Annotated in this window: 32 protein-coding genes; 29 read left to right on the top strand and 3 right to left on the bottom strand. The window is 41.5% G+C overall.

Going from position 1 to position 22,020, the window contains the following annotated elements:
* Nucleotides 1-14 precede the first annotated feature (14 nt).
* From rplD to ACFEL9_RS01105, 24 genes are all read left to right on the top strand, one after another.
* A complete protein-coding gene (gene rplD, locus ACFEL9_RS01220; RefSeq protein ID WP_385885402.1) occupies nt 15-653 on the top strand; it encodes a 50S ribosomal protein L4 in 639 nt (212 codons plus the stop codon).
* A gap of 25 nt (nt 654-678) precedes the next feature.
* Nucleotides 679-978 carry a 50S ribosomal protein L23 gene (gene rplW, locus ACFEL9_RS01215; protein ID WP_276504250.1) on the top strand — a complete coding sequence of 100 codons (300 nt, stop codon included), beginning with the start codon at nt 679-681 and terminating at the stop codon, nt 976-978.
* Between the two features lie 83 nt (nt 979-1,061).
* On the top strand, nt 1,062-1,898 hold the full coding sequence (gene rplB / locus ACFEL9_RS01210) for a 50S ribosomal protein L2 (protein WP_385885400.1): 837 nt from the start codon (nt 1,062-1,064) through the stop codon (nt 1,896-1,898).
* An 82-nt stretch (nt 1,899-1,980) separates the two neighbouring features.
* Entirely contained in the window at nt 1,981-2,253 is a 273-nt protein-coding gene (gene rpsS / locus ACFEL9_RS01205; protein ID WP_385885398.1) for a 30S ribosomal protein S19, read from the top strand.
* 73 nt (nt 2,254-2,326) lie between these two features.
* Nucleotides 2,327-2,674 (top strand): 50S ribosomal protein L22, encoded by a 348-nt coding sequence (gene rplV, locus ACFEL9_RS01200; protein ID WP_276504247.1) that lies wholly within the window; start codon nt 2,327-2,329, stop codon nt 2,672-2,674.
* Between the two features lie 25 nt (nt 2,675-2,699).
* The gene (gene rpsC, locus ACFEL9_RS01195; RefSeq protein ID WP_385885395.1) at nt 2,700-3,494 is read left to right on the top strand and encodes a 30S ribosomal protein S3; all 795 of its coding nucleotides are present in this window, start codon (nt 2,700-2,702) and stop codon (nt 3,492-3,494) included.
* A gap of 104 nt (nt 3,495-3,598) precedes the next feature.
* Nucleotides 3,599-4,021: a 50S ribosomal protein L16 gene (gene rplP / locus ACFEL9_RS01190; protein ID WP_276504245.1), complete on the top strand. Its 423-nt coding sequence runs from the start codon at nt 3,599-3,601 to the stop codon at nt 4,019-4,021.
* 23 nt (nt 4,022-4,044) lie between these two features.
* The gene (gene rpmC / locus ACFEL9_RS01185; protein ID WP_385885392.1) at nt 4,045-4,254 is read left to right on the top strand and encodes a 50S ribosomal protein L29; all 210 of its coding nucleotides are present in this window, start codon (nt 4,045-4,047) and stop codon (nt 4,252-4,254) included.
* 13 nt (nt 4,255-4,267) lie between these two features.
* Complete coding sequence (rpsQ, locus tag ACFEL9_RS01180; RefSeq protein ID WP_385885390.1) at nt 4,268-4,525, top strand: 30S ribosomal protein S17; 258 nt, start codon at nt 4,268-4,270, stop codon at nt 4,523-4,525.
* Between the two features lie 108 nt (nt 4,526-4,633).
* On the top strand, nt 4,634-5,002 hold the full coding sequence (rplN, locus tag ACFEL9_RS01175) for a 50S ribosomal protein L14 (RefSeq protein WP_276504242.1): 369 nt from the start codon (nt 4,634-4,636) through the stop codon (nt 5,000-5,002).
* 118 nt (nt 5,003-5,120) lie between these two features.
* On the top strand, nt 5,121-5,456 hold the full coding sequence (gene rplX / locus ACFEL9_RS01170) for a 50S ribosomal protein L24 (protein WP_385885388.1): 336 nt from the start codon (nt 5,121-5,123) through the stop codon (nt 5,454-5,456).
* A gap of 30 nt (nt 5,457-5,486) precedes the next feature.
* Nucleotides 5,487-6,053, top strand: coding sequence for a 50S ribosomal protein L5 (rplE, locus tag ACFEL9_RS01165; protein ID WP_276504240.1), 567 nt, complete (start codon nt 5,487-5,489; stop codon nt 6,051-6,053).
* Between the two features lie 80 nt (nt 6,054-6,133).
* Nucleotides 6,134-6,403, top strand: a complete 270-nt coding sequence (gene rpsN, locus ACFEL9_RS01160; protein ID WP_385885386.1) for a 30S ribosomal protein S14 — start codon at nt 6,134-6,136, stop codon at nt 6,401-6,403.
* A 92-nt stretch (nt 6,404-6,495) separates the two neighbouring features.
* Nucleotides 6,496-6,894, top strand: coding sequence for a 30S ribosomal protein S8 (rpsH, locus tag ACFEL9_RS01155; RefSeq protein ID WP_385885384.1), 399 nt, complete (start codon nt 6,496-6,498; stop codon nt 6,892-6,894).
* Between the two features lie 129 nt (nt 6,895-7,023).
* The gene (gene rplF / locus ACFEL9_RS01150) at nt 7,024-7,578 is read left to right on the top strand and encodes a 50S ribosomal protein L6 (protein WP_385885382.1); all 555 of its coding nucleotides are present in this window, start codon (nt 7,024-7,026) and stop codon (nt 7,576-7,578) included.
* A 51-nt stretch (nt 7,579-7,629) separates the two neighbouring features.
* On the top strand, nt 7,630-7,989 hold the full coding sequence (gene rplR, locus ACFEL9_RS01145; RefSeq protein WP_385885380.1) for a 50S ribosomal protein L18: 360 nt from the start codon (nt 7,630-7,632) through the stop codon (nt 7,987-7,989).
* Nucleotides 7,990-8,025: 36 nt separating this feature from the next.
* Complete coding sequence (gene rpsE, locus ACFEL9_RS01140) at nt 8,026-8,544, top strand: 30S ribosomal protein S5 (RefSeq protein ID WP_385885378.1); 519 nt, start codon at nt 8,026-8,028, stop codon at nt 8,542-8,544.
* Nucleotides 8,545-8,624: 80 nt separating this feature from the next.
* Nucleotides 8,625-8,804 (top strand): 50S ribosomal protein L30, encoded by a 180-nt coding sequence (rpmD, locus tag ACFEL9_RS01135; RefSeq protein ID WP_276504234.1) that lies wholly within the window; start codon nt 8,625-8,627, stop codon nt 8,802-8,804.
* Nucleotides 8,805-8,921: 117 nt separating this feature from the next.
* The gene (gene rplO, locus ACFEL9_RS01130) at nt 8,922-9,371 is read left to right on the top strand and encodes a 50S ribosomal protein L15 (RefSeq protein WP_385885375.1); all 450 of its coding nucleotides are present in this window, start codon (nt 8,922-8,924) and stop codon (nt 9,369-9,371) included.
* Between the two features lie 74 nt (nt 9,372-9,445).
* Entirely contained in the window at nt 9,446-10,774 is a 1,329-nt protein-coding gene (gene secY / locus ACFEL9_RS01125; protein ID WP_385885373.1) for a preprotein translocase subunit SecY, read from the top strand.
* Between the two features lie 141 nt (nt 10,775-10,915).
* Nucleotides 10,916-11,746 carry a type I methionyl aminopeptidase gene (map, locus tag ACFEL9_RS01120; protein WP_385885371.1) on the top strand — a complete coding sequence of 277 codons (831 nt, stop codon included), beginning with the start codon at nt 10,916-10,918 and terminating at the stop codon, nt 11,744-11,746.
* A 159-nt stretch (nt 11,747-11,905) separates the two neighbouring features.
* On the top strand, nt 11,906-13,096 hold the full coding sequence (locus ACFEL9_RS01115) for a BaiN/RdsA family NAD(P)/FAD-dependent oxidoreductase (protein WP_385885369.1): 1,191 nt from the start codon (nt 11,906-11,908) through the stop codon (nt 13,094-13,096).
* 120 nt (nt 13,097-13,216) lie between these two features.
* Complete coding sequence (locus ACFEL9_RS01110) at nt 13,217-13,600, top strand: hypothetical protein (RefSeq protein ID WP_385885367.1); 384 nt, start codon at nt 13,217-13,219, stop codon at nt 13,598-13,600.
* A 91-nt stretch (nt 13,601-13,691) separates the two neighbouring features.
* On the top strand, nt 13,692-14,114 hold the full coding sequence (locus ACFEL9_RS01105; protein ID WP_385885365.1) for a hypothetical protein: 423 nt from the start codon (nt 13,692-13,694) through the stop codon (nt 14,112-14,114).
* 56 nt (nt 14,115-14,170) lie between these two features.
* Here the strand turns inward: ACFEL9_RS01105 and ACFEL9_RS01100 are convergent, their stop codons facing one another.
* Complete coding sequence (locus tag ACFEL9_RS01100; RefSeq protein ID WP_385885363.1) at nt 14,171-14,425, bottom strand: hypothetical protein; 255 nt, start codon at nt 14,423-14,425, stop codon at nt 14,171-14,173.
* 735 nt (nt 14,426-15,160) lie between these two features.
* On the opposite strand from ACFEL9_RS01100, the gene rpsA reads away from it, so the two are divergent.
* The 4 genes from rpsA to ACFEL9_RS01080 all read left to right on the top strand — a co-directional run bounded on the left by rpsA (nt 15,161) and on the right by ACFEL9_RS01080 (nt 19,986).
* Nucleotides 15,161-17,068 carry a 30S ribosomal protein S1 gene (gene rpsA, locus ACFEL9_RS01095; protein ID WP_385885361.1) on the top strand — a complete coding sequence of 636 codons (1,908 nt, stop codon included), beginning with the start codon at nt 15,161-15,163 and terminating at the stop codon, nt 17,066-17,068.
* A 273-nt stretch (nt 17,069-17,341) separates the two neighbouring features.
* Nucleotides 17,342-18,103, top strand: a complete 762-nt coding sequence (locus ACFEL9_RS01090; protein ID WP_385885359.1) for a lysophospholipid acyltransferase family protein — start codon at nt 17,342-17,344, stop codon at nt 18,101-18,103.
* 84 nt (nt 18,104-18,187) lie between these two features.
* Nucleotides 18,188-19,240 carry a LacI family DNA-binding transcriptional regulator gene (locus ACFEL9_RS01085; protein WP_385885357.1) on the top strand — a complete coding sequence of 351 codons (1,053 nt, stop codon included), beginning with the start codon at nt 18,188-18,190 and terminating at the stop codon, nt 19,238-19,240.
* A 329-nt stretch (nt 19,241-19,569) separates the two neighbouring features.
* Nucleotides 19,570-19,986, top strand: a complete 417-nt coding sequence (locus ACFEL9_RS01080) for a hypothetical protein (RefSeq protein WP_385885355.1) — start codon at nt 19,570-19,572, stop codon at nt 19,984-19,986.
* A 111-nt stretch (nt 19,987-20,097) separates the two neighbouring features.
* Here the strand turns inward: ACFEL9_RS01080 and ACFEL9_RS01075 are convergent, their stop codons facing one another.
* Entirely contained in the window at nt 20,098-20,481 is a 384-nt protein-coding gene (locus ACFEL9_RS01075) for a DUF2784 domain-containing protein (RefSeq protein WP_385885353.1), read from the bottom strand.
* 64 nt (nt 20,482-20,545) lie between these two features.
* Nucleotides 20,546-21,031, bottom strand: a complete 486-nt coding sequence (locus tag ACFEL9_RS01070) for an NUDIX hydrolase (protein ID WP_385885351.1) — start codon at nt 21,029-21,031, stop codon at nt 20,546-20,548.
* A 133-nt stretch (nt 21,032-21,164) separates the two neighbouring features.
* Here ACFEL9_RS01070 and ACFEL9_RS01065 point away from each other — a divergent pair, with 133 nt between their 5' ends.
* Nucleotides 21,165-21,596: a hypothetical protein gene (locus tag ACFEL9_RS01065; RefSeq protein WP_385885349.1), complete on the top strand. Its 432-nt coding sequence runs from the start codon at nt 21,165-21,167 to the stop codon at nt 21,594-21,596.
* Nucleotides 21,597-22,020: the final 424 nt, after the last annotated feature.

Genomic DNA, 22,020 nt, shown 5'->3' with positions numbered 1-22,020 from the left:
AAAAAGAAAAGAAAATGCAAGTTGAAGTATTAGATATAAAAGGAAAGAAAACAGGCAGATCAGTTGAGCTGCCCGAAGATATCTTCGGTATTGAGCCTAATAGCCACGTGGTTTACCTGGCCGTAAAACAATACCTCGCAGCTCAGCGCCAGGGTACACACAAAGTGAAAACCCGTGCTGAAGTACAGGGTGCCAGCCGCAAGCTGCATCGCCAAAAAGGTACTGGTGGAAGCCGTAAGGGTAATATCCGAAACCCTTTATACAAGGGAGGTGGTACCATCTTCGGACCTAAACCACATGCTTATGATTTCAAACTGAATCGTAAAGTAAAAGACCTGGCTAAGATTTCTGCATTGGCCAGCAAAGCAAAAGAAAACGCAATTGTAGTTGTTGAAGATATAAAGCTGGATGCACCTAAGACAAAAACTTTCATGGATATCATGGGTAGCCTGAAATGTGCTGATAAAAAAGCTATGTTCATTTTACCGGAATACAACGAAAGTCTTCAGTTGTCTATTCGCAATGTTCCTTCCGTATTAGGAGTATTGCTGGCTGATATCAATACCTATGATATTGTAAATTCTGAAGTACTGGTATTGACTGAGAGTGCAGCAAAGATTTTTTCAGAGGAAGAAGAAAAAGCAGAAGCATAATTAAAAACATTCTAAAGAGAGATACATGAAACTTTCTGAAGTATTAGTAAAACCCATTTTGACAGAAAAAGCAAATGCACAGCAGGAAAAGTTGCGTCGCTATGCTTTCAAAGTGGCTAAGAAAGCAAATAAACTGGAGATCAAAAAAGCAGTAGAAAGCTTTTACGGTGTAAACGTAATTGATGTAAACACTACTGTGGCTCCTGGTAAAAATAAAAGCCGTTTTACAAAAGCCGGTGTAATATCAGGCCGTAAGCCTTCTTACAAAAAAGCTTATGTAACAGTGGCAGAGGGAGAAACAATCGATTTGTATTCTAACATTTAACCTCCCTCCAGCTCCCTCCAAAGGGGGGAGTGAAAGAAAGGCTTCAACAGCCGCGAATGTTGAACTAAAAAAGAAATTTAAAAATGGCATTAAGAAAATTTAAACCCATTACAGCCGGTACACGTTGGAGAATCGGTAATGCATTTGCCGAAGTAACTACCAACGTACCTGAAAAAAGCCTGGTAGAAGCAAAGCCAAGAACCGGCGGTCGTAACTCTTCTGGTCACTTGTCTATGCGTTATAGGGGCGGTGGTCACAAGCAGAAATATCGTATCATCGACTTTAAGCGTAATAAAAAAGGTGCTGCAACGGTAGCGTCTATTGAATATGATCCAAACCGCACAGCCTTCATAGCATTGGTGAATTATGCTGATGGTGAAAAACGTTACATCCTAGCTCCACAAGGATTGCAGGTTGGTGCAACAGTTGAAAGCGGTGATGCAGTAGCTCCTGAAGTAGGAAATGCCTTGCAGATGAAAAATATGCCTTTAGGTACTAACGTGCATAACATTGAAATGCAGCCTGGCCAGGGTGGTAAGTTGGCTCGTAGTGCAGGTTCTTCTGCTCAGCTCACCAACAAAGAAGAGAAGTATGCTGTGTTGAAAATGCCTTCTGGTGAGTTAAGAAAAGTTTTAATCAACTGTTATGCAACAGTAGGAGTGGTAAGCAACAGCGACCATAACCTGCAAAGCATGGGTAAAGCTGGTCGTAACAGGTGGAAAGGTATCAAACCAAGAAACCGTGGTGTGGCAATGAACCCGGTAGATCACCCGATGGGTGGTGGTGAAGGTAAAGCTTCAGGTGGTCAGCCTCGTAGCAGAAATGGCCAGTACTCAAGAGGTCTTAAGACAAGAACAAAAGGAAAAGGTAGCGATAAACTGATCATTCAACGTAAGAACGGAAGCAAGATCGCTAAATAAGAAATAACAAATACAAATTCCAAATCCCATAGTGGTGAAATAACTGGAGTTTGGAATTTATAAAATTTGGAATTTAAAAATTATGGCACGTTCGATTAAAAAAGGTCCTTATGTAGCGGCTCATCTTGAAACAAAGGTGGTTGCAATCAATGAAGGCAAAAACAAAAAAGGTGTTATCAAAACCTGGAGCCGTCGTTCCACTATCACACCTGATTTTGTGGGTCACACTTTTGCTGTGCACAATGGACACAAGTTTATACCAGTGTATATAACGGAGTTCATGGTTGGTCATAAACTTGGAGAGTTTGCCCCAACCCGTCACTTCAAAGGACATTCAAGCAAGAAAGGAGATTGATAAATAGTCGTGAGTCGTTAGTCAGGAGTCGGAATGACTCCGAACTCCGGGCTCCGAGCTAAAAACTAAATAAATGGAAGCAGTAGCAAAACTGAGAAATTATCCCACATCGCCCCGCAAAATGCGGTTGTTGGCTGATCTGATCCGCGGTCAGAAAGTTGAGAAAGTATTGGCCGAACTGGAGCACAATCCAAAGCACCCTGCAGTTCCCCTGCGTAAACTGGTGTTGAGTGCAATCAGCAACTGGAAACAGAAAAATGAAGGTGGTGATGAAAGTCAACTGGTAGTTAAAACCATTTTTGTGGATGGTGCCAGGACATTAAAGCGTATGCGTCCGGCTCCTCAGGGTCGTGGCTACCGCGTTCGCAAACGCAGCAATCACGTTACCGTGATCGTTGACACAAAAGAAGTAAAAAATTAAACTCATTAACGAATAACCAATAAACATGGGTCAAAAAGCAAATCCGATTGGTAACAGGTTAGGTATCATCCGTGGATGGGAATCTAACTGGTACGCTGATAAAAAGAACTATGCTGGCAGGCTGATTGAGGATCACAAAATCAGGACTTACCTGAATGCCCGTATCAACAAAGGCGGTATTTCAAAAATCGTTATTGAAAGAACGCTTGGCAAACTGATCATCACTATCCATACGTCTAAGCCTGGTATCATTATCGGTAAAGGTGGCGGTGAAGTAGATCGTATCAAGGAAGAGTTGAAAAAACTTACCGGCAAAGACGATGTACAGATCAACATCCTTGAGATTCGTCGTCCTGAACTGGATGCGATGATCGTGGGTGACACTATTGCCCGCCAGATCGAAAACCGTATCAACTTCAAACGTGCTACCAAAATGGCGATTGCTTCTTCACTTCGTATGGGTGCAGAGGGTATCAAGGTTAAACTGAGTGGTCGTTTGAATGGCGCAGAAATTGCCCGTAGCGAAGAGTTCAAACAAGGTCGTGTTCCTTTGCATACTTTCCGTATGGATATCGATTATGCAAGCGTATTTGCTCAAACCGTATACGGAAAAATTGGTATCAAAGTGTGGATCTGTAAAGGTGAAGTATTGAGCAAGAGAGACCTTAACCCCAACTTTATTGCCGGTGGCAAAGGTGAAGGTCCGGGTGGCGGCGAAAGAAGGGATAGAAGAGATGAGCGTCATGGCCATGATCGCCGGGATGAAAGAAGAGGTGGTGGAGACAGAAGAGGTGGTGGTCGTGGAGACAGGAGAGGATAAGGAGTTTCCGGTTGCCAGATGCTGGTTGCCGGTTATTTAAAATAGAAAGTTTCACTACTGGTGATCCGCCTCAGCGGAGAAACCGGTGACAAATAAACTGAGTTATGTTACAACCGAAAAGAACGAAACATAGGAAAATGCAGAAAGGTCGCATGAAAGGCGATGCGAAAAGAGGGACTACTATTTCTTTTGGTTCTTTTGCCCTGAAAGCATTAGACAGCCATTGGATCACAGACCGTCAGATCGAAGCTGCCCGTCAGGCATTGACCCGTCAGATGAAAAGAGAAGGTAATGTGTGGATCCGTATTTTCCCTGATAAGCCTATTACCAAGAAGCCTGCAGAGGTGAGGATGGGTAAAGGTAAAGGTAACCTCGAGTTCTGGGCTGCAGTGGTGCAACCAGGCCGCATCATCTTTGAAGTGGATGGTGTAAGCGAACAGGTAGCCCGTGAATCACTGGCACTGGCTGCAGGTAAATTACCAATCAAAACAAAGTTCGTTGTACGCAGAGACCTGGTTACAGCGTAATAAATTAATAAATCGTATAAGCGATGTCAAAGAAAGCAGATTTTGTAAAAAGCATCCGTGGCTTAAATGAGAGTGATTTGAAAGCTCGTTTGGAGGAAGAAAAACTTCGTTTGAAAAAACTGGAGTTTGCTCATGCTATCTCTCCATTGGAAAATCCCATGACTATTCGTGGTGTACGCCGGGATATTGCACGCCTGCAAACGGAATTGAAGTTAAAGCAACAGCAAGCATAAAAAGCTAATAAAAATGCAAGAAAGAAACTTAAGAAAAACAAGAACAGGTGTTGTTACCAGCAACAAAATGACAAAGACCATCACTGTTGCCGTGGAAAGAAAGGTAAAACACCCTATCTATGGTAAGTTCGTAAAGAAAACTACCAAATTCCATGCGCATGATGATAAGAATGAGTGCAGCATTGGAGACGTAGTGAAGATCATGGAAACCCGTCCGCTGAGCAAAACAAAACGCTGGAGACTGGTAGAAGTAGTAGAGAAAGTGAAATAAAACGAAGCTACAGCTACGAGCCATGAGCTTCGGGCAGTAGAAGAATAAAAGATTGTATTAATTGCTAAAAGCTCGCAGCTCGCAGCTAATAGCTAAAAGCTTAAAAATATGATTCAGCAAGAAAGCCGGTTAAATGTAGCGGACAACAGTGGAGCCAAAGAAGTACTGTGTATCCGTGTATTGGGTAACAGCGGACAACGTTATGCCAGGATCGGTGATAAAATCGTTGTTACTATTAAAGATGCGTTGCCTGCAGGTGGTATCAAAAAGGGTACTGTTGCAAAAGCAGTTATCGTTCGTACCACTAACAAACTTCGTCGTAAAGATGGTTCTTATATCCGTTTCGACGACAATGCAGTGGTTATTTTAAACCAGGCTGATGAGCCACGTGGTACCCGTATATTCGGACCCGTAGCAAGAGAGCTTCGTGATAAGGGTTATATGAAAATCGTTTCATTGGCTCCGGAAGTATTATAAAGAAAGCTACGAGCTACGTCCGCCGCGGCGGAACGAGCCGTGTGAATAAAATAAAGAGTTTCATTGCTATAGTGTAGAGCTCGCTGCTCACAGCTCATAGCTCAAAGCTTAAAATAAAATGAAGACAAGATTCAAACCAAAGTACAACATTAAGAAAGGTGATAGCGTAGTGGTTATCACAGGCGATGATAAAGATTTGTCTAAGCCCCGTGTTGTAAAAGAAGTGCTGATTGATAAAGCCAAGGTTTTAGTGGAAGGTGTAAATATCATCACCAAACACACAAAGCCTTCCGCTCAAAACACTAAAGGTGGTATTGTAAAAACGGAAGCCCCTATTCATATCAGCAATGTTATGCTGTGGGATGCAAAAGCAAAAGCACCTGCAAAAGTGAAAAGAGAAAGAGTAGAAGGTAAATCAGTTCGTGTATCAAAAAAATCTGGAGAGAAGATCTGATTCTTTGAAGCCAGGCAATAATAGAATTATATGAGTACAAAAACATATACCCCGAGATTAGCAGATAAGTACAAAAAAGAAGTTGTACCTGCTCTGGTAAAAAAGTTTAGCTACCAAACGGTAATGCAGGCTCCTAAGCTGGAGAAGATTTGTTTGAACCGCGGTGTAAACGGCGCTGTGACAGACAAGAAATTGGTAGATATCGCCCTGGATGAGCTAACAACGATCAGTGGACAAAAAGCGATAGCTACGATGTCTAAAAAAGACATTTCCAACTTTAAGCTGCGTAAGAACATGCCGATCGGTGCAAGGGTTACTCTTCGTGGTGTAAAGATGTACGAATTCCTGGATCGTCTGATCGCGGTGGCTTTGCCTCGTGTACGTGACTTCAAAGGTGTGAATGAGAAAGCATTTGACGGCCGTGGTAACTATACATTAGGCGTTACCGAGCAGATCATTTTCCCTGAGATCGATATTGACAAGGTAAATAAGATCACTGGTCTTGATATCACTTTCGTTACCACTGCTAATACTGACGAAGAAGCATATGAGTTATTGAAAGAATTGGGAATGCCTTTCAAAAACGCAAAGAAATAAGGTAATTAAATTCAAAAAACAAATTCCAAATCACAAGACTGGAATTTGGAATTTTAAAATTTGAAAATTTAAATAAAACTATGGCTAAAACATCAATTAAAGCCAGGCAGCGCAAAAGAGAGAAAATGGTAGCGCAATTTGCCGCAAAACGTGAGGAGCTTAAAAAAGCGGGCGATTGGGCAGCATTGGATGCGCTTCCAAAAAACTCTTCTAAAGTTCGGTTGAAAAACCGTTGCCAGCTTACCGGCCGTCCCAAAGGTTATGTCCGTTATTTCGGCATTTCCCGGGTAGCCTTGAGAGATATGGCTTTGAATGGTAAAATACCAGGATTGAAAAAAGCAAGCTGGTAAAAAAGTTACCAGTTCCCAGTTGCTGATTAACCAGTAACCGGAAACCGGAAACCTTAACACAAAAATTTAGAACTGATTTAATTCTTATAAAAATGGTAACAGATCCTATAGCAGATTTCCTGACCAGAATCCGTAATGCGCAGATGGCGGGTCACCGTGTGGTTGATATCCCTGCTTCTAACTTGAAAAAACGGATGACTGAAATTTTGTACAACCAGGGCTATATCCTGAAGTACAAATTCGAGGATGATAGTAAACAAGGCGTTATCAAGATCGCTTTGAAATACGATCCTTCTACTAAACAGCCTGCTATTCAAAGCATGGAAAGGATTAGCCGTCCTGGTTTGCGCCAGTACGCAAAACCTGCTGATTTTCGTCGTGTGAAAAATGGCTTGGGCGTGGCTATCCTGTCTACTTCCAAAGGTGTGATGACTGACAAGGAAGCGAAAGCACAGAATGTAGGTGGTGAAGTTCTTTGCTACGTGTATTGATAGAATCACGATTTTTTTTGATTAAGAAGGATTGTGTAGAATAAAAAAGTTGTTGATACATTAAGCTGAATCTATACTAAGCTGACCGGTCAACAATAAACCATAAACAATAAACTATAAACGTTTTTTATGTCTCGTATAGGAAAACAAGTGATTACAATTCCGGCAGGTGTTACTGTTACAGTAGGTAAGGATAACGTGGTAACTGTAAAGGGCCCGAAAGGTGAATTGAAAGAAACAATTGACCGCGATATTAAAGTGGAAGTGAAAGACGGCCAGGTGAATGTGATCCGTCCTACAGACCAGATCCGTCACCGCGCCATGCATGGGTTGTACCGGGCATTGATCGCCAACCAGGTGAAGGGTGTTACTGAAGGGTATACTAAAAAGCTGGAATTGATCGGAGTGGGTTTTAAAGCTGCGAACCAGGGTAATGTGTTGGATCTTGCTTTAGGTTATTCGCATAATATTATGATCGAAATACCCAAAGAGTTGAAAGTAAGTGCTGAGCAGTTGAAAGGTCAAAACCCTATCATCACGCTGGAAGGCATCGACAAACAATTGCTTGGACAGGTAGCAGCTAAATTGCGCAGCTTGCGTAAGCCTGAGCCTTACAAAGGAAAAGGTGTTCGCTATGTGGGTGAAGTGGTTCGTAAGAAAGCAGGTAAAGCAGCTGGTAAATAATTAATTTGAAAATTGAATCCTGGCAGCATCAGGATTGTAAAATAAAAAGAGATGAACTCAAAAGTTAAAACAGCAAGAAGACAAAAGATCCGCTATAATATTCGCAAGAAAATCAGTGGTTCTTCGCAAAAACCCCGCTTGTCTGTGTTCAGAAGCAACAGCGATATTTATGTGCAATTGATTGATGATACAAATGGTGCTACCATTGCTGCTTCTTCTACAAAAGATAAAGACATCAAAGCACAGGCAGGTACTAAGTCCGATAAAAGCAAATTGGTAGGTGCCGCCATTGCCCGTAAAGCGGTTGACCTCGGCGTGAAGGAAGTGGTGTTTGACCGCGGTGGTTATTTATACCATGGCCGCGTGAAGTCAGTAGCCGATGGCGCCAGAGAGGGTGGTTTGCAATTCTAATAACAAAATTCAAGTTTCAAATTTCAAATTGAAATAATGTCAAAAGTTAATTTAAACAGAGTAAAAGCCGGAGACCTGGAATTGAAAGACAAAGTTGTTTCTATCAACAGGGTAGTAAAAACAACGAAGGGTGGCCGTGCATTCAGTTTCTCTGCATTGGTAGTTGTTGGTAACGGAAATGGCGTTGTGGGTCATGGCTTGGGTAAAGCCAAAGAAGTTCAGGAGGCAATTACTAAAGGAATTGAAGATGCAAAGAAAAATTTGATCAAAGTTCCTGTAATGCATGGCACTGTTCCTCACGATCAGTGGGCCAAAGAAGGCGCTGCAAAAGTGTTGATCAAGCCAGCTGCTCATGGTACTGGTGTGATCGCCGGAGGTTCTATGCGTGCCGTTTTGGAAAGCGCAGGTGTAACCGATGTTTTGGCAAAATCACTGGGTTCTGCTAATCCGCACAACGTGATCAAGGCAACTTTTAAAGCATTGGCTTTATTGCGTGAACCGATTAGCGTGGCTAAGACCCGTTCTCTCGGTCTGAAGAAAGTATTTAATGGATAAGAACTGTTTGATGTTTGAAGTTTGAGGTTCAAGATCCGTCCAACATCAAACGTCGAACATTAAGCATCAAACTTTTTAGAATGAAAAAGATAAAAATAACATTAGTAAAAAGTCCGATTGACAGACCTGAAAGACAAAAGCTGACATTAAAGGCTTTGGGTTTGAACAAGACTAACTCTACTAAAGAAGTAGAAGCTACTCCGCAGGTACTGGGTATGGTTCGCAAAGTAGAGCACCTGGTAAAAGTGGAAGAAGCATAAACGAAGTCAGAGGTAAGAGGTCTGACATCCGACTTCGGACTTCAATTTTTTAAAAGCGAGCTCCGTTCTGATAACTATCAGAAGCTTTCGGGGCGATGAGTACAAAATAAAAGCAAAATGAAACTACACGAATTAAGACCTGCAAAAGGCGCAACTCACAAAGAAAAAAGAATTGGGCGTGGTGATGGATCAGGACATGGTGGTACATCTACAAAAGGTACAAAAGGTGGACAGAGCCGTGCCGGTTATAAAAGAAAAATGGGCCATGAAGGTGGTCAGATGCCTGTTCAGCGCCGTATTCCTAAGCGTGGATTTAATAATCCTCACCGTGTTGAATATACAGTCTTAAACCTGGGACAGGTAGAGCAACTGGCTGAAAAATATAACTTCACTGAAATTTCCCTGGAAAATCTTTATATCAACGGGCTTATCAGCCAGAACGATAAGGTGAAAATACTGGGTAATGGCGAGCTGAAAAACAAATTCACTTTCAAGGTGAATGCAGTAAGCGACAAGGCTAAATCTGCTATCGAAGCTACGGGTGGTTCTATTGAAATAGTTAAGTAAATTTCGCTAAATTGCAAGGCGCATAAAAAAAATGCGTCTTTTTGTTTTTGGGCTCTTAAATCTTTTTAACTCCCGTGAAGAAATTAATTCAAACTCTTAAGAATATCTGGAGCATCGAGGAACTAAGAAGTAAGATCATTTTTACTTTAATCCTCATTGCTGTCTACAGAATAGGTTCACACATTGTTTTGCCTGGAATTGATCCTATCAAACTGGAATTGAACAAAGGAGAGGGAAATGGTATCCTTGACCTTATTAATACGTTTGCCGGTGGTGCCTTTAACATGGCATCAATTTTTGCACTAGGTATTATGCCTTATATCTCTGCGTCAATCTTTATGCAGTTGATGACAGTGCTGGTGCCGAAGTTTCAAAAAATGCAAAAAGAAGGTGATAGTGGCCGCAAGAAAATCAATCAATATACACGATACCTCACGGTGGGTGTGACGATTGTACAGGCTTCTGCTTATGTAGGATATCTGCATCAAACTTCATCTGCTGCCATCATTCCCGCATTTGCCAGCTACTTCACTTTATCCACTATCATCATCCTCACAGCAGGTACTTTATTTGTGATGTGGATGGGTGAGAAGATTACTGATAAAGGATTGGGTAATGGTGTATCGCTGATCATCATGATCGGTATCCTTGCCCGTTTGCCGCAATCATTTACACAGGAGTTGGTGGCGAAGTCAACACGTACAGGTTCTATCCTGATTTTCATTGTTGAGATCGCTATCCTGATTGCAATCATCCTTGGATGTATCTTACTGATCCAGGGTGTAAGAAAAGTACCAGTTAACTATGCGAAACAAATTGTTGGAAACCGCCAGTTTGGTGGCGCAAGACAGTTTTTGCCATTAAAGGTGAACAGTGCCGGTGTAATGCCCATCATCTTTGCCCAGGCAATCATGTTCCTGCCAACTCTTTTAACTCTTGGTAAAGGACCGAATGAAATATCGAGAATGTTTACTGATCACCAAAATTTTTGGTACATGCTGATCTATTCAGTAGTGGTGATTGGCTTTACATTCCTGTACACAGCTTTGATATTTAACCCTAAACAAATAGCCGACAACCTGAAGCAAAACAATGGCTTTATCCCCGGTGTGAAGCCAGGACAGCCCACTGCAGACTATATCGGCAGTGTCATGGATAAGATCACTTTCCCGGGAGCTATTCTGTTGGCTTTCGTAGGTATTCTTCCCGGTATCGCTCAGCGGTTGGGTGTTACACAGGGATTTTCTACCTTCTTTGGTGGTACGTCCCTTTTGATCATGGTAGGTGTTATCCTTGATACGCTGCAGCAGATCGAAACGCAATTGTTGATGCGCCAGTACGATGGCTTAATGAAAAGCGGCCGCATTCAGGGAAGACAGACAACGTCAGCTGTTCAGTACTAAGATTGACGGTAAAAAATTGAAAAACCTGGTAAGTAAATCTTGCCAGGTTTTTTTTGTATTATTCTTATAACAAGGTTAACGTGTCATTCTTTCACGCAAGTTTTGGATTGAAGTTGAAATGATTAATTTCGTGTATAAGTTATGATGATCTGTAAAACAAACGAACAAATAGAGCAAATGCGAAAAAGCGCATTGCTCGTCAGTAAAACTTTAACGGAAGTCGCCAAAATTCTCAAACCCGGGATTACAACGCTGTCCATTGATAAGATGATCGGCGAATTCATCAAAGATCACCAGGCAATTCCGTCTTTCCTGAACTATAACGGTTATCCTTATAATTCCTGTATTTCGGTCAATGATGTCGTGGTGCATGGTTTTCCCAATGGCAATGAGTTGAAGGAGGGAGATATCATCTCTGTTGACATCGGAGTAATATTAAACGGCTGGCATGGCGATCATGCTTATACTTTTGCAATAGGCGATCCCGGACCCGAGGTAATGAACCTGATCAAGCATACCAAAGAGTCGTTGTACAAAGGCATTGAAAAAGCAGTAACAGGTAACCGGATTGGTGACATCGCTTATGCTATCCAGGAACATACAGAAAAAAAACATGGCTATGGTGTGGTGAGAGAACTGGTAGGTCATGGATTGGGAGTAAGCCTGCATGAAGATCCGCAGGTTCCCAACTATGGTAAAAGAGGGACAGGCGCTAAACTGAAGGAAGGATTAGTGCTGGCGATAGAACCCATGATCAATCTTGGCCGTAAAGAGGTATATACGGAAAGCGATGGCTGGACGGTGAGGACAAAAGACGGAAAGCCTTCAGTGCACTTTGAACATGATGTGGCTGTTAAGAAAAACAAAGCCGATATTCTTTCAAACTATTCTACGATAGAAGAAGCGGAAGTTAGTAATCCAAATTTATTTACTCCTCAATCAGCTTCGGCACAAAGTATGGAAGCTATCTGATATTTATGAGCTTTTTTATAGCTTCTTCTAGTGCATATGCAGCAATCACAATCAAACATTGAAAAGACGGATAATAATTCCCCTTTAGGGGGTAGGAGTAAGTTAGTTGTCATTGGCGGTGGGGCTGCAGGTTTTTTTTGCGCCGTAAATGCAGCCAGGATGAATCCGCAACTGGAAGTGATCATCCTGGAAAAATCGGGTAAACTGTTATCCAAAGTAAGAGTGAGTGGCGGCGGAAGATGCAATACTACCCATGCCTGTTTTGACATTGCAGTGATGAGTAAGAAATATCCCCGCGGGGGCAATTTTGTAAAGAAAACGTTTCACCAGTTTTTTACGACAGACACTATCCAATGGTTTGAAGAACGTGGCGTAAAGCTGAAGACAGAAGAGGATGGGAGGATGTTCCCGGTTACCGATTCATCCCAAACGATTATTGATTGTTTGCTGCGGGAAGCGAATCGTTATAATGTGAAGGTTCACTTAAATGCTGAGGTCAGCAATTTGAAGCCGGAAGATGGAAAATTCACTCTTGTGTTATCCGACCTCAGACATCGGACTTCAGACCTCCTGCCACTGACTTCCGATTTCGTTTGTGTTGCTTCGGGTGGTTATCCAAAGTCTTCCATGTTTGAATGGCTACGACAACTGGGGCATACTATCGAGGAACCCGTTCCCTCTTTGTTTACTTTCAATATGCCGGGACATCCTATTACAAAGCTGATGGGAGTGAGTGTAGAAAAGGCAAGAGTGAAAATTATTGGAACAAAGCTTGAGCAGGAAGGCCCTTTGCTGATCACTCACTGGGGATTGAGCGGGCCGGCTGTATTAAAGCTGAGTGCATGGGGAGCGAGACAATTGGCAACAAGCAACTGGCAATTTTCCATTTTAATAAATTGGCTGCCTGATTTCAATGAACAACAGTTGACAGAAAAAATCCAGGCGCTCCGGTTTGAGATGGCTTCACAAAAAATTGTAAACAGGAATCCATTTGGATTGCCTCAAAGGCTTTGGGAGTTTTTGCTGGAACATTCCGAAGTAAATAAAGAAAGGCGTTGGGCCGATTTGCCGGCAAAAGAACAGAACAAACTGATACGGAATTTATGTGCCTGTGAATTTGTCATAAAAGGGAAAACAACTTTTAAGGAAGAGTTTGTAACAGCAGGTGGTATTAAGCTGAATGAAGTAGATGCGAATACAATGATGAGTAAGAAAGTTCCCAATTTATTTTTTGCAGGTGAGATACTGGATGTGGATGGTATCACTGGCGGCTTTAATTTTCAGCATGCCTGGACGAGTGGGTTTATTGCGGCAAAGAGTATAGCATTGCAGTCGCCAAAAGCTATATAATAAAGCTGCGAAACGGGGACGTTTCGCTGAGTAGAGGGTATATTGCTGCAAAGACAATAGCGGAAATGCCGTTGTAAGAATGTAGTTGCGATTACGAATGAACAGATCTATATTTATAAAATGAGCGCAAATATTTATGCAGTACTCTACTTCGCAGTTCCAATTTTTCAGGTTGTATACTTTGTTGTAGTACATGATATAATAAATTCTTTGGCTCATCGGATGGGTTGGATTGATTCTCGTGGAGTGGGTTGGGGTATTTCAGTCAAAATGTTTGCAATTGAATACATAATCATAGTTGCATTATCAGCTATTTTTAACTATGGATTTCCAAAAAAAATGCTGCTTGTTTTCATAGTAAGCTCTATCATTTTTTCTGGCCTCATTTTTCATGTGCTAGATAGTTTTCCGTATCGGGGGGCTTTGGTAATTGCACTTGGGGGGTCGGGATTTTTTTTGGGATATCTATTATTGAAATTACTTAAAAGAAAAGCAGAGCCTTAAAAAATGAAGAAGTTACGCAGAGCATTGAGTCATAGTAGTGGTGCGAAACGAAGGCGTTTCGCAGAGTTCAGAAAAAATTAAAAGCATTTGGATGAAAAAAATATCCAGCGATAAAAAAACGTACTACTATAGGTATATTCTACCCTTTTTACTGTTTGGAGCAATAGTTATCGTAACTGTAGTTTGTATTTACTACAAATATTATCTTGTTTTAATTATGCCGATCTATTGGCTTATAGGGTCGCTTATTACAGGGAAATTTACTTATTGGTATAGAATGTCAGATGTTTTTATCGACCACGAACAAAAAATTTTTATTGTAATCAACCGAAAGAAGGAGTATTGTTATCCATTTTCTGAGCTAAAAAAAGTAAAGAGCGACAGTTTAGGTTTTATAATTCAACTGAAGTTTGAGAAGAAGAAACAGGTTTTATTTGCACCCCCATCTGATAATTCATTTGGGATGGGTAATTTTAGTTTAGTTTCTCAACTAAAGGCTCTTATAATTAAATAAAATAATGCAGTCTTGACGAAATTGGCACTTTCTAATCACTAATTGATTTTTGAAACTTATTTATCCAACTGCTCCTTCACCTGCACATAACTCCATGCCGTTAACGGCATCAGCAATAGCAACAAAAAACTATAATTGGATTTTGAGAAGAAAAAAAGCACAAACGAAAGCAGTAAGAGATAAACGGGATAAGTAAATAATAAAACAGCCGCCATTACCGAGTCATAGTGATCATTATGCGTTGTTTTCCGGTAAGTAATTCGTTGAACCGGTAAATACAACGGAAAATGTGTCAACCAACCTAATGGCATCTAAAAACGAATTGGGATGATTGCTTGCCAGCAGGAGAGGCCCTGTCTTTTTCAGCATCGCCCGGTTATTAATGATGATATTCCGGCAGAAGATCAGCATGACAAGTCGGACTATTATTTTCAGGGAGTGATAAAGCATTGGGTGAATATATGAAAAGCCAAATGATCCGGCCCCCTCTAAATCTCTCCGCCGCTGCGGAAGACTTGCAAAGCCCAGCCCTCGCTTTTCGGTAATACTGATAGTATGCAGTTGCTCCGAATATGTTGAATAGCGACCTCATCTCTAACTACGTTCCTAACCTTCGCTTTGCTCGGTTACTCCAAAGGAGAGGAACTCAATACAGCCCTCGCTTTTTTGAAAACCCAGCAAAGAATCAGAGTCGCCGAAAGTGCTGAACAGAGGTATAATGCTTATGTGGTAGTTATGAAGTTTGGCTTTGTAATGGAGCACCGCTCCTTCCCTTTTGGGGAAGGAGAAGGAGGATGAGGCCGATGTGGTAGAGATGAAGTTTGGCCTTGCACCGAAGCACCGTCCTTCTCCCCCTCAGGAGAAGGATAAGAGGATGAGGTCTGTCGAATAGCGAACAGAACGCTGAAGAGTGCGACGCAACCAAAGCCTAATCAAGGTGTTAAAGCTGGTAAAATAATGCTAAAAAACATCAAACTTCAAACCTGAAACCGGGAACTAAAACTTATCTTTGCTCCCCCGATTTAAAAACCCTTCGGGATATTATCATGTTTGAAAACATTATTAAAAAACAACTAAACGCTGATGCACCGGAGACTGCAGCTGCTGATACAGCAGAAGCAACTACAGCGACACCAAATGCACCCGTGCAAACCGCTCACGACGATTTTGACTGGAGCGTTGACAAACGTAACGTTACTTCTTACACGAAAGAAGAAAAAGAAAAGTACGACAAAGTGTATGACAACACTTTTGTACAATTGAACGATGGAGAACTGATTAAAGGATTGATTGTTGGTTTAACAAAAACAGATGTTGTATTGAACATCGGTTTTAAAAGCGATGGTCTTATTTCTCTCAATGAATTCCGTGATCAGCCTAACCTGAAAATTGGTGATGAAGTGGAAGTGATGGTGGTAGATAAGGAAGACCGTCAGGGTCACTTGAATCTGAGCCGTCGCCAGGCCCGCATTACCCGTGCATGGGAAAGAATCATGGAAGTACACAAAACCGGCGAGGTTATCACTGGTTTGGTTACCTCTAAAACAAAAGGTGGTTTGATCGTAGATGTTTTCGGTATGGAAACATTCCTGCCAGGTTCACAAATCGATGTGAAGCCTGTAACTGACTACGACCAGTTTGTTGGCAAAACAATGGAGTTTAAAGTAGTTAAGATCAACGAAACTATTAAGAATGCTGTTGTATCTCATAAGGCCCTTATCGAAAGCGATATCGAAGCACAACGTGCAGAGATCATGAGCAAACTCGAGAAAGGACAGGTGTTGGAAGGAACAGTGAAAAACATTACCGACTTCGGCGCCTTTATGGATTTGGGTGGTCTGGATGGTCTGTTGTATATCACAGATATTTCATGGGGTCGTATTTCTCACCCTGCTGAAGTGCTCAAGATGGATCAGAAGATCAACGTGGTGGTATTGGATTTTGATGATGAGAAAAAACGTATCAGCCTTGGCTTGAAACAATTGACTCCTCATCCCTGGGATGTATTGCCAGAAACAATTGCAGAAGGTAATATAGTAAAAGGTAAAGTAGTGAACATTGAAGACTACGGCGCATTCCTTGAAATATTGCCAGGTGTTGAAGGTCTTGTTCACGTAAGTGAAATTACATGGGCCAACACGCCGATCAATGCGAAAGAATTCTTCAAATTGGGCGACGAGCATGAAGCGAAGATCGTTACCCTGGATAAAGGGAGCCGTAAGATGAGCCTGTCTATCAAGCAGCTTTCGGCAGACCCATGGAATGATATCGAAAGCCGTTTTGCTGAAGGTAGCCGTCATACCGGCCTGGTGAAAAACATTACCAATTATGGTGTGTTTGTTGAACTGGCTCCTGGTATCGGTGGTATGATCCACATCAGCGACCTGAGCTGGTTGAAGCGTTTCAATCACCCAAGCGAGTACACAAAAGTTGGTTCAAACATCGACGTGGTGATCATGGGTATCGATAAAGAAAACCGCAAATTGCAATTAGGCCATAAACAATTGGAAGAAGATCCCTGGAATGCATTGCAGGATACATTTGCCATCGGCACGTTGCATGAAGGCGTAGTTACCCGTCGTGATGACAAAGGTGCTATCGTTCAATTGCCTTACGGCTTAGAAGGTTTTGCTCCTAACCGCCACCTGACAAAAGAGGATGGCAAGAGCATCGGTGCAGATGAAACAGCTCAGTTCATGGTGATCGAATTTGATCGCAATGAAAAACGCATTGTTCTTTCACACAGCCGCATCTGGGAACAAGGCCAGATAGAAGAAAAAGAAGCTGCCAAGAAAGAGGCAAAAGCGGAAGCTGAAAAAACCAAGAAAGCAGTGAAGAACATCCAGGGTAAAGTGGAAAAAGCTACTTTAGGTGACCTCGGTGTATTAGCTGACCTGAAAAAGAAAATGGAAGGTGGCGAAGCAGCCGCTTCTGATGATGCGAAAGCTGAATAATTTCTTTAAGTTTTATCATACAAGGCTGTCCATTTGGGCAGCTTTTTTTATGCCACCAAATACTTCGGCAACCTCAGTACACGAATGACACGAATAGGATTACTTCGTGCAAATAGTTTTTTGTAGCTGTAAACTAATCTGTGTTTATTAGTGTTTATCTGTGACCCTACTGTTGCCACGAACAAAGATTACGTTTTGAAATTTGTGTCATTGGCGGCCCTCTGCTCTCAATTGCTTAATTTCACATCATTATTGAACGGTTAAATAATTGCCATGAGTTCGTTGAGGGAGCGATTAAAAAACTTCAAGCTGGTCCGTAAAATGGTGTATGCCGTGGTTGGTCTTTTTTCATACCCCGGGCTGGCAATGATCAATAAACTAAAAATATCCGGCACTGAACATCTTGAAAACCTGCCAAAAGAAAATGTTCTTTTTGTAAGTAATCATCAAACCTACTTCGCAGATGTCATCACCTTCCTTCATATTTTTTGTGCTGTAAAATGGGGCAAGAAAAACAAGTTGGGCATTCCTTACTACCTGCTCAATCCCTTTACCCGTGTCAACTATGTAGCGGCTGAAGCCACCATGAATGGTAGCTGGATAAGCCGGCTGTTTACGCTGGCAGGCGCATTAACGGTGAAACGGGTATGGAATGCCGAAACCAACGAAACCCGTAAAGGACTTGACCCTTCTGATACAAGAAAGATCACAAGAGCATTGGAAAAAAACTGGGTAATTACCTTTCCACAAGGAACTACCAAGCCATTTGCGCCCGGTAGAAAAGGTACCGTTCTTGTCATCAAACAAAATAAACCCATAGTGATACCTGTCGTGATAGATGGTTTTTGGCGGGCTTTTAATAAAACGGGATTGAAACTAAGAAATAAGGGAACGATTTTATCGGTGTACTTCAAGCCTCCAATGACAATTGATTACAATGATAGCTCAGAAGAAATACTGCGACAAATAATGGATGCAATTGAACAAAGTAAAAACCACATGCTGGCAGCAAAGCATGAAGTGGTGCATGGTTAAATATGGTTGAAAATTAACTCAGGGTTGCTTATTCAGGCCAATATTTTCTTCGTTGTAATTTTGTAGTTATCTTTCTTGTCGTATATGACCCAAAAGCCCGCTACTATTAAAGAGATCGCCAGGCGGTTGAATGTTTCTGTGTCAACCGTTTCAAGAGCACTGCACAATCACCCCAGCATTGGTCTGCGCACGAAAATGCAGGTGCAGAAATTAGCTGAAGAGCTAAACTACGAACCCAACCAGGCTGCCATCTCATTCAAGCAAGGCAAAACATTTACCATAGGCGTTATACTTCCCAATTTAGGCGAAGAGTTTTTTTCTACTGCCATAAATGGAATTGAAAATATAGCTATTGAAAATAATTATACCGTATTGATAGGCCAGTCACACGACGATGTAGAAAGAGAAAAGAAAATTGTGGATACGATGCGTCGGCACCGGGTAGATGGTTTGCTGGTATCATTGTCAAAAAACACCGATAGTTACGAGCACTTCCAACAATTAGCCAATTATTCAATCCCGGTTGTATTTTTTGATCGGGTACCTGGCAGCCCCGATGTTTATTCTGTATCCTGTAACTTAAAAAGCAGTTCTGTTCAGCTGGTTGACTGGCTGGTTAGCCAGGGGCATAAAAATATCGGGTTTATAAAAGGGCCTGATACCATGTTGCCCTCACAGGAAAGATTGAATGGCTACCTGGAAGGGTTGAAAAAAAATAATCTTTCAGTTGATCAATCTTATATTGTACAAACGGACCTCAGCAAGGAGAAAACTCTTGAAGCCGTCAGGCAATTGCTTCTTTTGGAAAGACGTCCTGCAGCAGTGATTGCGTTTAATGATTACGTTGCTTTGGATGCCATCAAGTACTCAAGAAATGAAGGCTTAAAAGTGAATAAGGATATTTACTTTGTAAGCTATGCCAACCTGCCGATGACCAGTTATCTGGATGAGCCGCCATTGGCTTCAGTGGAACAGTTCCCCTATGAACAGGCGGAGAAGGCTACAGAAATTTTGATGCAACTGATTAATAAAAAAAATCCTGAAGAAATAGGAGAAAAGCGGGTTGTAATGCAAAGCAAGGTTGTGGTGCATGAAGACCTTGTTAAGAAAATCGAAAAGAAAAATCTTCAAAAATAGTAGACCCGTTTTTTTCATAAAAGCCTCATTCAGCTAACTCCTTCCGATAAATTACATCATAAAATAAAAAAGCATTAACAAAGGTTAATACTTTTTCTTGCCCTGCCTCAATGGGAGATGTATTCTAAAAATGGCCGGTTATTTCGAAGTAGTCAATCAATGCTTTTTAAAAATTAGATGGTGAGATTTGGTCGCCGCCTTATTATTTCCTGTAATCGGATGGATTATTACGATAACGATAACTGTAATTAATCATGCCCAATGCATGAAATATACTATTGCTTTTAGTGACACCAGGCCCTATTTTTAAATTCTAAAATCAGAATTTTATGAAAACGCAACTATCGGCATTTGCTATTTCGGTAATGATTATTACCACAGGCATTTCTTCAGCAGCAGAAAATTCAGTAAATCCAACAATTAATGTGAAAGCCGGGTATGTGCAAGGCCCCGTCTTTACTTCTTTCTCCACTCACCGGCAAGGAAAAGGTATAGCCCTTACCTGGTCAGTTGAATCAACTGCAGGCGTCGTAAACTTTACCATTCAAAAAACATATGAAGATGTCACAGATCCATATGCGGTATGGGAAGACGTAACTTCATTGCCAGAAGACGGTTCAAGATCTTACAAATTTACAGATGACAATGTTTTTCCTGGTTTCATCAGCTATAGGATAACAGCAACGCTAATCGATGGAACTACCGCGCAATCGGGAATTTCGACGGTCCAAATTGTAAGCCGCTAGTTTATAAAAATGAGGAGGCTGCGAAGGAATCACCTTCGCAGCCATTTTTTATCGTGCCATTAGGAAATATTTTTTCTTACCAATGGGAATGATGCTAAATAACCGGTATTTTCAGGAAAGCTTTCTTTTCCGCCTGCGATCCTGTATGTTTAACCAAATGCTCAACGCAAAACTCAGCAGGAAAACAATCAAGGTGCCTCGTTCTACCAATCCAGGATCCAAATCAGCACCTGTCAGCTTGAGAATAAGGAAATGTATGTAGGAACCGGAACGGTCTTCGTATCCCAGTTTATCACGCACATCCCAATGCCAGTCGGTACAGACGCAATATCCCCAGCCATACCAGATGCCCAATATAAACCATGAAAAGGCAGTTAATGAAAGAGTAATTAGATGAAGTTTACGGGTACGGGGAAAAATCCATCCGACCATATTAAACAAGGTGAACACGGTATGAAACACAAAGAAAAAAATATTGAGAAACTGGTACCACATTTATGCAGGTATTAAAGAGGATTTTGGAAACAGGATAGGCATAAGTCAATATTTTATCATTCTATTAAGCAGGATGGCCAAGTTTAACTTCCAGTTCGTTGATAAGTGGTAGCTGGCCGGGCAAAATCTTTTCCTTTGATTCCGCTACAGCAAACCATGCAGCTTTATCAATTTCAGGAAATGATTTTTTCTTCCCGGATTTTGGCGGCCATTCAATTTCAAAGCTGTTGCTTTTTATGCTACCGGTATCTACATCTTTTTCCAAAGCCCAGGCATAAACCAGTTTGCCGCTTTTTTGCTTTACCGGTGTCAATTCAATAAAATTTCCTTCGGCTTTTATTCCTGTTTCTTCTGCCAGTTCTCTCTGTGCGGCAGATAGGGGATCTTCTTCAGCTTCAAACTCACCTTTAGGAATGGACCATGCGCCTATATCCTTTTTTGCCCAGAAAGGCCCGCCGGGATGTACCAGCAATACTTCCGGCAGACCGCCCGAAAAGCGATAGAGAAGAATGCCGGCGCTTTTTTTTGATGATGCTGATTTTGCTTTCATTCTTAAAGATAAAACAGAAAAGCTAAGTCGATTTTTCCATACAATAGCATTCTTTTGTTGCCGGAAATCCAAAAAGACAGATTTTTTTGAAACCTATTTTTCATGAATGCGTCTTATAGAATAAATCAAAAACATGAAACCGATTATCCCAGCCTTTTTAGCATTGACTTTTAGTATCGCATCACAAACTGCTGTCAATGCCCAGTGTGAAAAGAAACTTTCACTTACTTCTTCTAAAACAGAATACCTGGATACTGCAGGATCGGTGCGAAAAACGGTGGATGAAGTAACTGAAATAATCATTTCGGAAAAAACCATCACTATCTCTCCAGCCAGCGACCATACTATGACAGGCACGATTCGATCGACGAAATGTGCATGGCAAATCCCTTTCAGGGAGGGACAGAGCGAATTCAAAACTCAATTTGAAGACCAGGGCGAGACGAAAAACATCACTGTCACACTGGAAGGTAAAAATGGAAAAGTATCTTTCCTGGCAACGTTTGACGATGCACCCGATAAAAGAATCCGTGTATGGGCCGACAGTTTTAAAGAAACGAAATAGAGATAGCCAGCAAAGCTGGTCAAGTGAATAAAAGAAAGCCCCGGCTCGTGCCTGCCTGTCGGTAGGCAAGTCTCTCACGAGCCGGAATCATCTGCAATAGTTAGCTTTGTTTCATGGAGGGTAGATTAAGCAATAAGCGAAAATCATAATTGAGATTGGAAGTGTTTTAGTGTTGCAAGGTAGCTGGTTCGTGGGGAATACGAACCCAAGGCTGTGGGAGAATGCAAGGGATAGGACATAAAGTTACTCATTAGCAATGCCATTACCAGGAGCTACTTATACAAATGGAACTACAAATACTGGAATAACAATGATTAAATATATATATATATATATACATAATTTTTATAGTCCTTTACATAGGTATGATGGTGGTATGGTCTATGAGATATCCTCTATCGCATAAGATTGTAGGGGTAAAGCC

The sequence above is a fragment of the Terrimonas alba genome, from assembly GCF_042434975.1.
Classification (GTDB): Bacteria; Bacteroidota; Bacteroidia; order Chitinophagales; family Chitinophagaceae; genus Terrimonas_B; species Terrimonas_B alba.
Note: the sequence above shows the minus strand (reverse complement) of the source record. Positions and strands in the feature narration are given on the sequence as shown.

What these genes read in the sequence shown, in the direction of transcription:
- rplD (WP_385885402.1), top strand. Translation starts at nt 15, where the DNA reads ATGCAAGTTGAAGTATTAGATATAAAAGGAAAGAAAACAGGCAGATCA.
- rplW (WP_276504250.1), top strand. Translation starts at nt 679, where the DNA reads ATGAAACTTTCTGAAGTATTAGTAAAACCCATTTTGACAGAAAAAGCA.
- rplB (WP_385885400.1), top strand. Translation starts at nt 1,062, where the DNA reads ATGGCATTAAGAAAATTTAAACCCATTACAGCCGGTACACGTTGGAGA.
- rpsS (WP_385885398.1), top strand. Translation starts at nt 1,981, where the DNA reads ATGGCACGTTCGATTAAAAAAGGTCCTTATGTAGCGGCTCATCTTGAA.
- rplV (WP_276504247.1), top strand. Translation starts at nt 2,327, where the DNA reads ATGGAAGCAGTAGCAAAACTGAGAAATTATCCCACATCGCCCCGCAAA.
- rpsC (WP_385885395.1), top strand. Translation starts at nt 2,700, where the DNA reads ATGGGTCAAAAAGCAAATCCGATTGGTAACAGGTTAGGTATCATCCGT.
- rplP (WP_276504245.1), top strand. Translation starts at nt 3,599, where the DNA reads ATGTTACAACCGAAAAGAACGAAACATAGGAAAATGCAGAAAGGTCGC.
- rpmC (WP_385885392.1), top strand. Translation starts at nt 4,045, where the DNA reads ATGTCAAAGAAAGCAGATTTTGTAAAAAGCATCCGTGGCTTAAATGAG.
- rpsQ (WP_385885390.1), top strand. Translation starts at nt 4,268, where the DNA reads ATGCAAGAAAGAAACTTAAGAAAAACAAGAACAGGTGTTGTTACCAGC.
- rplN (WP_276504242.1), top strand. Translation starts at nt 4,634, where the DNA reads ATGATTCAGCAAGAAAGCCGGTTAAATGTAGCGGACAACAGTGGAGCC.
- rplX (WP_385885388.1), top strand. Translation starts at nt 5,121, where the DNA reads ATGAAGACAAGATTCAAACCAAAGTACAACATTAAGAAAGGTGATAGC.
- rplE (WP_276504240.1), top strand. Translation starts at nt 5,487, where the DNA reads ATGAGTACAAAAACATATACCCCGAGATTAGCAGATAAGTACAAAAAA.
- rpsN (WP_385885386.1), top strand. Translation starts at nt 6,134, where the DNA reads ATGGCTAAAACATCAATTAAAGCCAGGCAGCGCAAAAGAGAGAAAATG.
- rpsH (WP_385885384.1), top strand. Translation starts at nt 6,496, where the DNA reads ATGGTAACAGATCCTATAGCAGATTTCCTGACCAGAATCCGTAATGCG.
- rplF (WP_385885382.1), top strand. Translation starts at nt 7,024, where the DNA reads ATGTCTCGTATAGGAAAACAAGTGATTACAATTCCGGCAGGTGTTACT.
- rplR (WP_385885380.1), top strand. Translation starts at nt 7,630, where the DNA reads ATGAACTCAAAAGTTAAAACAGCAAGAAGACAAAAGATCCGCTATAAT.
- rpsE (WP_385885378.1), top strand. Translation starts at nt 8,026, where the DNA reads ATGTCAAAAGTTAATTTAAACAGAGTAAAAGCCGGAGACCTGGAATTG.
- rpmD (WP_276504234.1), top strand. Translation starts at nt 8,625, where the DNA reads ATGAAAAAGATAAAAATAACATTAGTAAAAAGTCCGATTGACAGACCT.
- rplO (WP_385885375.1), top strand. Translation starts at nt 8,922, where the DNA reads ATGAAACTACACGAATTAAGACCTGCAAAAGGCGCAACTCACAAAGAA.
- map (WP_385885371.1), top strand. Translation starts at nt 10,916, where the DNA reads ATGATGATCTGTAAAACAAACGAACAAATAGAGCAAATGCGAAAAAGC.
- ACFEL9_RS01115 (WP_385885369.1), top strand. Translation starts at nt 11,906, where the DNA reads ATGAATCCGCAACTGGAAGTGATCATCCTGGAAAAATCGGGTAAACTG.
- ACFEL9_RS01110 (WP_385885367.1), top strand. Translation starts at nt 13,217, where the DNA reads ATGAGCGCAAATATTTATGCAGTACTCTACTTCGCAGTTCCAATTTTT.
- ACFEL9_RS01105 (WP_385885365.1), top strand. Translation starts at nt 13,692, where the DNA reads ATGAAAAAAATATCCAGCGATAAAAAAACGTACTACTATAGGTATATT.
- ACFEL9_RS01100 (WP_385885363.1), bottom strand. Translation starts at nt 14,425, where the DNA reads ATGCCATTAGGTTGGTTGACACATTTTCCGTTGTATTTACCGGTTCAA.
- rpsA (WP_385885361.1), top strand. Translation starts at nt 15,161, where the DNA reads ATGTTTGAAAACATTATTAAAAAACAACTAAACGCTGATGCACCGGAG.
- ACFEL9_RS01090 (WP_385885359.1), top strand. Translation starts at nt 17,342, where the DNA reads ATGAGTTCGTTGAGGGAGCGATTAAAAAACTTCAAGCTGGTCCGTAAA.
- ACFEL9_RS01085 (WP_385885357.1), top strand. Translation starts at nt 18,188, where the DNA reads ATGACCCAAAAGCCCGCTACTATTAAAGAGATCGCCAGGCGGTTGAAT.
- ACFEL9_RS01080 (WP_385885355.1), top strand. Translation starts at nt 19,570, where the DNA reads ATGAAAACGCAACTATCGGCATTTGCTATTTCGGTAATGATTATTACC.
- ACFEL9_RS01075 (WP_385885353.1), bottom strand. Translation starts at nt 20,481, where the DNA reads ATGTGGTACCAGTTTCTCAATATTTTTTTCTTTGTGTTTCATACCGTG.
- ACFEL9_RS01070 (WP_385885351.1), bottom strand. Translation starts at nt 21,031, where the DNA reads ATGAAAGCAAAATCAGCATCATCAAAAAAAAGCGCCGGCATTCTTCTC.
- ACFEL9_RS01065 (WP_385885349.1), top strand. Translation starts at nt 21,165, where the DNA reads ATGAAACCGATTATCCCAGCCTTTTTAGCATTGACTTTTAGTATCGCA.